12 protein-coding genes are annotated in these 10,468 nt (G+C 68.3%); 11 read left to right on the top strand and 1 reads right to left on the bottom strand.

Annotated elements, in window-relative coordinates:
* From Q7W02_18290 to Q7W02_18270, 5 genes are all read left to right on the top strand, one after another.
* Positions 1 to 1,187: ABC transporter substrate-binding protein (locus Q7W02_18290; protein ID MDO8478112.1), on the top strand; the 1,187-nt coding region annotated here is incomplete at its 5' end.
* Between the two features lie 18 nt (positions 1,188 to 1,205).
* Positions 1,206 to 2,159 carry an ABC transporter permease gene (locus tag Q7W02_18285; GenBank protein MDO8478111.1) on the top strand — a complete coding sequence of 318 codons (954 nt, stop codon included), beginning with the start codon at positions 1,206 to 1,208 and terminating at the stop codon, positions 2,157 to 2,159.
* 4 nt (positions 2,160 to 2,163) lie between these two features.
* Positions 2,164 to 3,066 (top strand): ABC transporter permease, encoded by a 903-nt coding sequence (locus Q7W02_18280; GenBank protein ID MDO8478110.1) that lies wholly within the window; start codon positions 2,164 to 2,166, stop codon positions 3,064 to 3,066.
* 41 nt (positions 3,067 to 3,107) lie between these two features.
* Positions 3,108 to 3,932 carry an MBL fold metallo-hydrolase gene (locus Q7W02_18275; protein ID MDO8478109.1) on the top strand — a complete coding sequence of 275 codons (825 nt, stop codon included), beginning with the start codon at positions 3,108 to 3,110 and terminating at the stop codon, positions 3,930 to 3,932.
* On the top strand, positions 3,914 to 4,867 hold the full coding sequence (locus tag Q7W02_18270) for an LLM class flavin-dependent oxidoreductase (GenBank protein MDO8478108.1): 954 nt from the start codon (positions 3,914 to 3,916) through the stop codon (positions 4,865 to 4,867). The genes Q7W02_18275 and Q7W02_18270 overlap by 19 nt, the downstream gene beginning before the upstream one ends.
* Positions 4,868 to 4,880: 13 nt before the next feature.
* Here Q7W02_18270 and Q7W02_18265 read toward each other — a convergent pair whose 3' ends face one another.
* On the bottom strand, positions 4,881 to 5,525 hold the full coding sequence (locus Q7W02_18265; GenBank protein ID MDO8478107.1) for a CoA pyrophosphatase: 645 nt from the start codon (positions 5,523 to 5,525) through the stop codon (positions 4,881 to 4,883).
* A 158-nt stretch (positions 5,526 to 5,683) separates the two neighbouring features.
* Between Q7W02_18265 and Q7W02_18260 the strand changes: the two genes are divergently transcribed.
* From Q7W02_18260 to Q7W02_18235, 6 genes are all read left to right on the top strand, one after another.
* The gene (locus Q7W02_18260) at positions 5,684 to 6,931 is read left to right on the top strand and encodes an acyl-CoA dehydrogenase family protein (protein ID MDO8478106.1); all 1,248 of its coding nucleotides are present in this window, start codon (positions 5,684 to 5,686) and stop codon (positions 6,929 to 6,931) included.
* 67 nt (positions 6,932 to 6,998) lie between these two features.
* Positions 6,999 to 8,180, top strand: coding sequence for an acyl-CoA dehydrogenase family protein (locus Q7W02_18255; protein ID MDO8478105.1), 1,182 nt, complete (start codon positions 6,999 to 7,001; stop codon positions 8,178 to 8,180).
* Positions 8,181 to 8,235: 55 nt separating this feature from the next.
* A complete protein-coding gene (locus tag Q7W02_18250; GenBank protein ID MDO8478104.1) occupies positions 8,236 to 8,445 on the top strand; it encodes a hypothetical protein in 210 nt (69 codons plus the stop codon).
* 24 nt (positions 8,446 to 8,469) lie between these two features.
* Complete coding sequence (locus tag Q7W02_18245) at positions 8,470 to 9,861, top strand: MmgE/PrpD family protein (protein MDO8478103.1); 1,392 nt, start codon at positions 8,470 to 8,472, stop codon at positions 9,859 to 9,861.
* Positions 9,862 to 10,206 (top strand): CoA transferase, encoded by a 345-nt coding sequence (locus Q7W02_18240; GenBank protein ID MDO8478102.1) that lies wholly within the window; start codon positions 9,862 to 9,864, stop codon positions 10,204 to 10,206. It abuts the gene before it with no gap.
* Positions 10,184 to 10,468 (top strand): hypothetical protein (locus Q7W02_18235; protein ID MDO8478101.1); only part of this gene is annotated, 285 nt, incomplete at its 3' end. The genes Q7W02_18240 and Q7W02_18235, both read left to right, overlap by 23 nt.

Raw genomic sequence — 10,468 nt, 5'->3', positions numbered from 1 at the left:
CCGGCTACTCGGCCGTCGAGCGGGTCGAGGCGCCCGATCCGAGCACCGTGGTGTTCAGGCTCAAGTTCGCGTCGGCCGCCCTCCTGGTGAACCTGGCGTCGCCGTGGAACGTGATCTTTCCGAAGAAGTACCTGGACCAGGACCCAAACTACTTCAAGACCAACGCGGTGGGCTCGGGGCCGTTCAAGTTCAAGAGCTACACGCGGGGGTCGACGTTCGAGGGGGTGCGGAACCCCGACTATTTCGTGAAGGACCGGCCGTACCTCGACGGGTACAAATTCTTCGTCAGCACGGAGACCTCCGTGCGGGCGGCGGCCATTCGCTCCGGGCGCGCCTGGATCGAGTTCCGCAACCTGCCCGGGTCCGAGGTGGAGGCGATCCAGAAGCAGCTCGGCGACAAAGTCGTCGTCCAGGAAACGCCCGTGACCGCCGCCTTCGGGATCTGGCCCAACAACACCGTGAAGCCTTTCAACGACGTGCGCGTCCGCCGGGCCCTCACCCTGGGGATCGATCGATACACGGCGGGCAAGGTCCTGTATCCCATCAACGGGCTCAAGTACATCGGGGGAGCGATGCGTCCTGGTTCGGAGTGGGCGATGCCGGACGCGGAGCTCCAGAAGCTCCCGGGCTTCGGGCGAGATGCCGAGAAGAACCGGGCGGAGGCCAAGCGGCTCCTGGCCGAGGCGGGTTATCCCAACGGGTTCAAGGTCGTCCTGAAGGGCCGCAACATCAGGCTGCCCTACCAGGACCTCGCGGTGTTCGTGATCCAGGAGTGGCGCAAGATCGGGGTCGAGGCGGAGCACCGTCCGCTCGAGACGGCGTCCTGGTTCGCGGACGGCCAGAACACGGGGAACTTCGAGCTGATGGTGTCCGCGCCAACCCGGTTCATGGACGATCCCGACGTGTGGCTCAATCGGTACGTCACGGGGGACACCGAGAACTGGGGGCGGGTCTCCGACCCCAGGCTCGACGATCTGTTCGCGCGACAGACGCGTGCGCTCGATCCCGTCGAGCGCAAGAAGCTCGTCAACGAGATCGACCGGATCGTCCTGGAGAACGCCTACTACATCCCCGGGCTCTGGTGGACGCGGAACGTGGTGCACTGGGCGAAGGTGAGGAACTGGGTGGCCCCGCCCAACCAGTACTCCAATCAGAAGCTCCAGGACGTCTGGCTGGCTGAGGACTGAGACGACGCGGGCCGGGACATGCGAACCTACCTGGCCAAGCGATTGCTCCTGATCGTCCCGACGCTGCTCGGGGTCGCCTCCCTGGTATTCGTGATCATGCGCGTGATTCCCGGGGACGTGGCGCTGCTGATCCTCGGCGGCGACTCGGGCCAGATCGATCGGGCGCAGCTCGCCGCCATGCATCGCCAGCTCGGGCTGGATCAGCCGCTGCTGGTGCAGTTTGGAACGTGGCTCTGGGCGGTGCTCCACTTCGATTTCGGCGTCTCGCTCTGGACGGGGCGTCCGGTCGTCGAAGAGCTGCTGGTCCGCCTGCCCCTCTCCCTCGAGTTGGCGATCTTGGCGACGATCGTTTCGGTGGTGCTGGCGATCCCCTTCGGGATGCTCGCCGCGGTGCGACAGGACTCCTGGCTGGACTACGTCATCCGGGTGATCAGTATCGGCGGCCTGGCCATCCCGTCGTTCTGGGCCGGGATCCTCGTCATCCTGTTTCTGGTGATCTACTTCGGCTGGGGGCCCCCACTGGAGTTCACGCCGCCCTGGGTCGATCCCTGGGCGAACTTCCAGCAGATGGTCTGGCCGGTGGTCACCGTGGGCTACCGGTACGCCGCCGTCACCACCCGCATGACGCGGTCCACGGTGCTGGAGGTGCTGCGGGAGGACTACATCCGCACCGCCTGGGCCAAGGGGCTGGCGGAGCGGGCGATCGTCATCCGGCACGCGTTGAAGAACGCGATGCTGCCGGTGATCACGCTGATCGGGACCGAGTTCGCCTTCCTCATCGGCGGCCTGGTGGTCACCGAGACCGTGTTCACCCTGAACGGCGTGGGGCGGTTCGTGGTGGACGCCGTCGCCCACCGGGACTACCCGGTGGTGCAGGCGCTCGTGTTCGTCATCGCGCTCGGCTTCGTGATCGTGAATCTCCTCATCGACCTGACCTACGCGTGGTTCGACCCTCGCATCCGCTATCGATAGCCGGATGAGCGTCCAGTATCCGCTCGTGCATGTGACGGCCTCAGAGACCCTGGCGCCACGCCTCACGTTCGGCGAGGAGGTGGTGAAGTTCATCCGGACGAAGCCCCTGGGCGCCGCGGGCGCGCTGGTCGTCCTGGCGATGCTCTTCGTGGCCGTCTTCGCGGAGGCGCTCGCTCGCTACGACCCCTACCAGGGCGATTACGCGCTCCAGTTCGCGCGGCCGAGCGCGGAGCACTGGCTCGGGACCGACGAGTTCGGCCGCGACCTGCTGACCCGGATCATGTACGGCGCGCGCATCGCCCTCTTCGTCGGCTTCACGGCGTCGTTCGCGGGCTGCACCCTCGGCGCCCTGCTGGGCGTGCTCAGCGCGTACTGGGGCGGGGCGGTCGATCTCCTCCTCGAGCGGCTGATGGATATCCTGCTGGCGTTCCCGCAGCTGGTCCTCGCCCTCGCCATCGTCTCGATCCTGGGGCCGGCGGTCCAGAACGTGGTCGTCGCCATCGCCATCCCCATCGTCCCGCGGGTTGCGCGCGTGGTGCGGGCCACGGCGCTGTCGGTGAAGGAGCACCCGTACGTCGAGGCCGTGCAGGCGCTGGGCGCCCTGCGGCGGCGCGTCGTCTTCCGGCACATCGTCCCCAATATCATGACGCCCTACCTCATCATGCTGACCGCGCAGCTCGGGAGCGCCATCCTCGCCGAGGCGGCGCTCTCCTACCTGGGCCTGGGCACGGCCGACCCGACACCGTCGTGGGGCCTGATGCTCTCGGGCTCCGCGCCGTTGTACGCGGAGAAGGCCCCGTGGATGGCCGTGTTCCCGGGCATCGCGATCAGCCTGAGCGTGTTCGGCTTCAACCTCTTCGGCGATTCCCTGCGGGACGCGCTCGACCCGAAGCTACGGCGGGGGTAACGGGGACGCTCGCCGCTCGACGCCCGCGTGACACCGCCTCCATGGAGATCGCACCCGGCATCCACAACGTCATCACCGAACGTGCCCCCGCCGTCGGCGTCACCAACACCTATCTGGTCGTCGGCAGCGGAGGGGCCATCTGGGTGGACACGGGCTGGGACAGGGAGGGCGAGGCACAGGCGAGGCTCGACTACTGGCGCGGGGTAGGCCGTCCGCCGCTCGAGGGCATCGTCGTCACGCACAGGCATCCGCCCCACTGGGGCAACGCGCCCGCCATGCAGCGGGTCACCGGCGCGCCGATCATCGCCACTGCGGTGGAGAGAGCCGCCATCGAGGAGCGCATGGCGGGCGCCAGGGTGGACAGAGTCGTGGAGGACGGCGAGACGCTCAGCCTGGGCGACGTGACGGTCGAGTTCGTCCATGCCCCGGGACACACGTACGGAAGCCTGGCCGTCTTCGTCCGCGAACGGAACGCGCTGTTCGCCGGCGACAACGTCATGGGCACGGGCACGTCCGTGATCAACCCCGGCGAAGGCGAGATCGCGTTGTTCCTCCGGACGATGGAGAAGTTCATGCGGTACGACCCCGCCGTCATCTACCCCGGCCAGGGGCCGGTGGTCACGGATCCTCGGGCCAAGCTCCAGGGGCTCGTTCGGCACCGGCGGGAGCGGGAAGCGCAAATCGTGGAGCTGCTGAGACAGGGGCCGAAATCCGTGGACGATCTCTTCGGCACCATCTACCCGCGCCTCGACGCGCGGCTTGGCCACCTGGCCCGCAATCAGATCCTGAGTCACCTGGCGAAGCTCGAGAACGAGGGCCGCGTGTCGGCGAGCGGAGAGAGGTTCACATGTCTAAACCGCAGCTGACCTTCGGTGTCGCGGCGGCCGGCGATGCCCGTCACCTGTCCGAGTTCGCGCAACGGGTCGAAGCGCTCGGGTTCGAGCGCGTCACCATGGGCGAGCACGTCATGGACGGCAACCCGCCCCGTCCGACCCATCTCGCCCTGCCCATGGCGGCCGCCGCCGCGGGCTCGACCCGCAGGCTGCGCGTCATGACCGGGATCGTCATCGCGCCCCTGTACCACCCGGTCCTCCTGGCCAAGCTGGTCGCCACGGTCGACCTGGTCTCGAACGGACGGTTCGACTTCGGCATCGGCATCAGCGGGCAGCGCGAGACGCGGGTGGAATTCGAGGCCGTCGGCATTCCGGTGGAGACCCGGGGGCGTCGGACGAACGAGATGCTGGCCGTGATGAAGCGCCTGTGGACCGAGGAGCACGTGACCCACCACGGAGACTTCTTCGACCTCGAGGACGTGACGCTGTTGCCGCATCCCGTGCAGCGGCCGCATCCGCCCGTCTGGGTCGCGGGCCGCAGCGACGCGGCCATGAGACGCGCGGCGCTGCTGGGGGATGGATGGTACCCGTATCTGTTCAGCGTGGGACGCCTCCGGAGCAGCAACGAGGCGGTGCGACGCTACGCCGCCGAGGCGGGACGCGACATGAGCGGATTCCACTGGGGGGTGATGCAGCCGACGGCCATCGCCGCCGACCGGCAGGAGGCCCTGGCGCAGGCCGTGATCAACGTCGGCCAGCGGTACGTGACGCCGGGGCGGAGCGCCGAGGACATCGCGCAGTCGCTCTGCCTGACGGGCACCCCCGAGGAGTGCATCGCCGGGATCGAGGCGCGGATCGAGGCCGGGGTGCGCGATTTCGTCCTGGGCTTCCTGGCCTCGGACGACGCGGATCGACTCCGGCAGATGGAGCTGTTTGCGAAGCGGGTGCTGCCGTCCTTCAGGACATAGGGGCCGGGGCGGATCAGTCCGGCCGGGCGATTCGCAGCTGCATCTGCTCAAAGAACATCGTGAGCACGCGGTAGGTGAGGCCCCAGATGTAGTGACCCTGATACACGACCGCCGGGCGGTCGAGCGGCACGCCATCGCGGAGGGTGGGCCGGCGGGCGGCATTGCGGGGGTCGAGCAGGTGCCGGAGCGGTACCCAGAATGCCTCGGCCACTTCGTCGCTGAGCGTGAACCGCTCAAGCATGTCCCCGAGGTGGAACACAAAGGAGGAGAGCGACATCCCGGTGGGCTGGCCCGCCGCGGACACGGGCATCGTCCCGAGCACCCCGAGGTACGGGGCGCGGTCGAGCCGCAGGCCGACCTCCTCCTGAGTCTCACGGATGGCGGCGGCCCGGATGCTCGGGTCATTGGCGTCCACTCGGCCGCCGGGCAGCGCCATGTGACCGGACCAACGGTCGGGCTCGTGCTCGGCGCGGCGGATCAGACACACGTGCAGGTCGGCCGCCTCGCCCGCCAGGACCAGCGCCACGGCCGCCTGCTTGCCCGCCGGTTTCCGGTCGGGAAGCTCCGTGCCCGCCAGGGCGCGACGGATTCGCTCCAGGTCGGGCGACATCGGGGCGGCGCGACGCGGATGCGCGAGCATGAGGATTTTGTACAGCATTTCGACAGCCTTGACATCGCTCATTTCGGCGGCCAAAATGCCTGCGCCGATGACGTGCGCACTACGGCGCTTCGTGCATATGACTTGGTACGGCTGAGGAGGAGATCGGCGCGAGCGGCGAACCGGGCCAGTCGCGCCTGGGAAGAGGGGGGCACAGGATGGATTTCGGATACACGCTCGAGCAAGAGGCCCTGCGGCAAGAGGTACGCGCCTTCATCAAGCAGAACATGACGCGGGAGCTCCTCGAGGAGATGGAGGATCTCAACGAGGGGTTCGGCGTCAGCCGTGTCCGCGGTCGAGGACCGAGCGTGGACGAGCTGTTCAAGAAGATCGCCGAGAGGGGCTGGCTGGGCTACAGCTTCCCCAAGGAGTACGGCGGGCAGGGCAAGGACCGCATCAGTCAGTACATCGTCGAGGAGGAGTTCGCGCGGGTTGGCATCGCGGTGGGGTTGGCCGGTAGCGGCGCCCCGGCCATCCTGGCGGCCGGGACCGAAGAGCAGAAGCGGGAGTTCCTCCCCAAGCTGATCAGCGGGGAGTACTCGTTCGCCCTCGGGTTCACCGAGCCCCAAGCCGGCGCCGACCTGGCCTCCCTGCAATGCCGGGCGGTCCGAGACGGCGACTATTACGTGATCAACGGCCAGAAGATGTACACCTCCGCGGCCCACGTGTCGACCCACATCTACCTCATGGCCCGGACCAACCCCGACGCTCCCCGGCACAACGGCATCTCGATCTTCATCTTCCCGATGGACGCCCCCGGTATGACCGTCCGTCCGCTGTGGACCATCCAGAACGAGCCTCGAGCCCCGCTCGGGACGACCTATGGCGCGGCGAGGACCAACGAGACGTTCTTCGACGACGTGCGCGTACACAAGTCCGCGTTGCTGGGCAAGGAGAACGAGGGGTGGGGCGTCGGGTCGATGGGGCTCAACCTCGACCGGGTCGGCGCCGCCCGGTACCTGATCTCCGTGCGACGGGACGAGGACATCGTGAACTGGGTCAAGGCGAACAGGTTCGACGGCTACTCCCCGGCGAACGACCCGGCGATCAGGGACAAGATCGCGGAGCTCTGGATCGAGGCCCAGGTGTGCCGGCTCATGACCATGCGAAGCATGTCCATCGTCGAGCACGGCGGCAACTTCACGTACGAGGGATCGGCCGAGAAAGTGTGGGCGCCGGAGCACGGGGTCAGGACGTCTGAGGCCATCACCCAGATGCTGGGCCCGTACGGCCAGTTGCTGAACGGCTCGCCCCACGCCGTCGAAAAGGGCATCTTCGCGCACAACCTGATGGGCGCGTTCCAGTCCGGGATCAACCACGGCAGCGTCCAGGTCATGCGAGACCAGGTCGCGCGTCGCGGTCTCGGCCTGCCCTCGGGGCGCAGGGCACAAGGACCTCGTCAGTAGCGACGGCCGCCCGCGGAGTGCCGGGAACCCTGACACCTCACGACGCTGGGCGAATAGAGGACCGATCATGGACGTACTGTTGACCGAAGAAGAGAAGATGGTCCGCAACAGCGCCCGGGAGTTCTTCGAGGCGGAGTGCTCGACGGCCCTGGTGCGCGAGATGGAGACCGACCCCAAGGGGTATCCGCCGGCGCTGTGGCGGAAGGCCGCCGAGCTCGGCTGGCAGGGGATGGCCCTGCCCGAGAAGTACGGCGGCCAGGATCTTCGCCTAGTGTACCTGGGCCTCATCTTCGAGGAAGCGGGACGGGCGGTGGCCCCGCTTCCACTCCACAGCACGGTGGTGGCAGCGCTGACGATCGCCAGGGATGGGACCGAGGCGCAACGCGAAGCGATTCTCCCGGCCGTCGTCCGGGGGGATGCGGTCCTCACGTGGGCGTTCACGGAGCGGGACCCACGCTTCCTCCCCGAGACGATCCACACGCAGGCCGTGGCCTCGGGAGATCATTTCGTCATCAACGGGACCAAGCTCTTCGTCGACAACTTCGTCGCCGCCGACCAGTGCCTCGTCGCCTGCCGGACCGCTCCCGGCTCCAAGGGGAACGCCGGCCTGTCGCTCTTCCTGGTCGACACCAAGAGCCCGGGCCTCTCCCACGTCCCGCTCGTCACGCTCGCGAAGGACAAGCAGAGCGAGGTGGTGTTCGAGAATGTCCGCGTGCCCCGGGCCAACCTGATCGGCGAGCTCAACCAGGGGGGGCCGATCGTCGAGAGGATGCTCGACCGGGCCACGGCCCTCCTCTGTGCCCAGATGCTGGGCGCCACGAGGAAGGACGCGGAGATGGCCATCGAGTACGCGAAGTACCGCGTCGCCTTCGGTCAGCCCATCGGCGCGTTTCAATCCATCCAGCACGTGTGCGCGGACATGATCGTCTGGATCGACGGCGGCGAGATGCTGACGTACGAGGCCCTGTGGAAGATGGACCAGGGACTGCCCGCGAGCGTCGAGGTGTCGCAGGCGAAGGCGTTCTGCAACGAGAAGTGCGAGGCGGTGGTGCGGTTCTCCCAGATTATCCACGGGGGGATCGGCTTCATGATGGAGTTCGACCTCCACCTGTGGTTCCGCCGCGTCTCGGCGTGGACCATGCGGCTGGGGACCAGCTACGAGCACCGCGCCAGGGTCGCCCACGCGCTCATCGATCTTCCGGGCCGCGTCGTCCTGGGGCGGCCGGTGCCGGTCGTCGCCGAAGCGTGAGGCGGGACTGATCCGGAGCGGGCGTTCAGCGCAATCAGCCAGAGGAGAAGCGACGATGGCCGAGTGTCCGGTATGTCGCAATGCCGTAGACGAGGCGGCGGCGCGGGCCCAGACGGGCCAGACCGCGCACGGCGCGAAGGAGGTGGACCCCAAGAAGGGCACCAGGCAGTTCCACAATGGCAAGTGGTACTACTTCGACACCCTGGAATGCCGCAGCAAGTTCATGGCCCGTCCCGACGCCTACCTGAAACAGGCCGGAAGCTAGCGAGCACACGGAGGGAATGAGCCGATGCCGGATCTCGTCCAGCACACAACGGAGCTGCGGTCGCTGCCACTGACGCAGGCGCTGGGTCGCTTCGTGTCGGAACTCACCTTCGAGCGGCTGCCCGAGGCAGCCCTGAGAACCGAGCGCACCGGGTTCATCGACTGCATCGGCACGATGATCGCCGGCAGCCCGGAGCCCGCGGTGCAGATCTTGAAGAAGACCCTGGCGACCGGGGGATCCGGCGAGGCGGCGCTGTACTTCTCGTCCGAGCGTGGCCCGGCACCGGAGGCCGCGTGGATCAACGGGACGGCCGCGCACGCGCTGGATTACGATGACGTCGCGCTCCGCGGGCACCCGAGCACCGTGCTGGTCCCGGCGATCCTGGCCGAAGGCGAGGCGCTCGACGCCTCGGGCCGTGACATGCTCAGGGCCTACGCCGCCGGCTACGAGGTCTGGGGCGAGCTCGTCGAGCGGGACCGCGGCCATCATCACCTCAAGGGGTGGCACCCCACGGGCATCTTCGGCGCGATCGGCGCGGCCGCCGCGTGCGCGTCGCTGCGACGCCTCGACGCGGAACGGGCCACATTCGCGATCGCGCTGGCGGCCTCGCAGAGCAGCGGCGTGATGGCGAACTTCGGCACGATGACGAAGCCGTTCCATGCCGGACGGGCGGCCCACGCCGGCGTCATCGCCGCCCGGCTCGCCGAGGCCGGCTTCACCGCGTCCGCCGATGCGCTCGAGCACCCCCAGGGCTTCCTCAACGCGGTGTCGCCCGAGGGCAAGGTCGACCGCGAGGGCGCGCCTCGAGCGCTCGGCCAGGACTGGCGCCTCGCCTCGGTGGGTCTCAGCATCAAGAAATTTCCGGCGTGCTACTGCACGCACCGCTCGATCGACGCCGTGCTCGACCTCGTGTCACGGCGACCGATCGATCCCTCCCGGATCGACCGGATCGTGGTCTCGCTGAGCGACACGTATGCGACGATCCTCCGCAACCACGCCCCCCAGACGGGGCTCGCCGCAAAATTCAGCATCGAGTTCGCGATGGCGGCGGCGCTGACCGCGCGCCGCGTCGGGCTGGGGGAGCTGACGGACACGTTCGTGCGACGGGCGGACATCCAGCAGTTGATGCGGCGAGTCGTCGTGGAGACGAACCGGAACTACGACCCGGAGACACCGGGGGCGTCCGTGTACGATCAGGTACGAGTCCATCTCGACGACGGCACCGTCCTCGAGACCGAGCAGGTGAGGCACGCCCGCGGCCACGCCACCCGTCCGCTCCCCGAGGCCGAGCTGTTCGAGAAATTCCGTGCCTGCCTCGACGCGGGTGGCGTGAAGCTGGAGCCGCGTCGGCTCTTCGAGCGCCTCCAGAAGCTCGACGAGGTCGGCTCGGCGCGGGAGCTCGTCGGGGCCCGCTAGGTGGGCGCCCTTCGCGGGGACGCCGCGTACTGGCTCGAGCGCCTGGAGGCCGCGGGCATTCCCGCGGCGCCGATTCTCACGTACGACCGGGTCTACGCGAATCCCCAGGCGCGTGCCTGCGGCATGGTCGTCGACACCGGGAACGGATCGACGCCCCTGGTGGGCAACCCGGTCCGGATGTCGCTGACGCCCTGGCAGCTCAGACGACGGGCTCCGGCCCTCGGCGGGGATACGGCCGCCGTGCTCGAACGGCTCGGGTTCGCACCGGCGGAGATCGTCGATCTCCGCCGACTCGGAGTCCTGGACGGGAAGGAGAGCCCCCATGCCCACCGTCACGACCGTTGAACCGCCGAGCCTCTTCTTCGAGGACTTTGCCGAGGGGCAGGAGTTCTCGACGGTCACGAAGGGACCGATGATGGTGGGCCACCAGGTGCGGTGGGCGGGCGCCTGCGACAACTACGACTCGGAATTCCATCACGACGAGCACGTGGCGAAGGCCCAGGGTCTGCCCGGCATCATCCTGTCCGGGCCGCTGATGGCGTCGTACCTCCTGACCGAGGTCGCGCACTGGGTCGGGCGAAACGCGCGGCTGCTCCGGTTCGCCGAC

Source organism: Candidatus Rokuibacteriota bacterium, assembly GCA_030647435.1.
Classification (GTDB): domain Bacteria; phylum Methylomirabilota; class Methylomirabilia; order Rokubacteriales; family CSP1-6; genus AR37.
The sequence above is the reverse complement of the archived record's forward strand: the minus strand, read 5'-3'. Positions and strand labels throughout refer to the sequence as shown.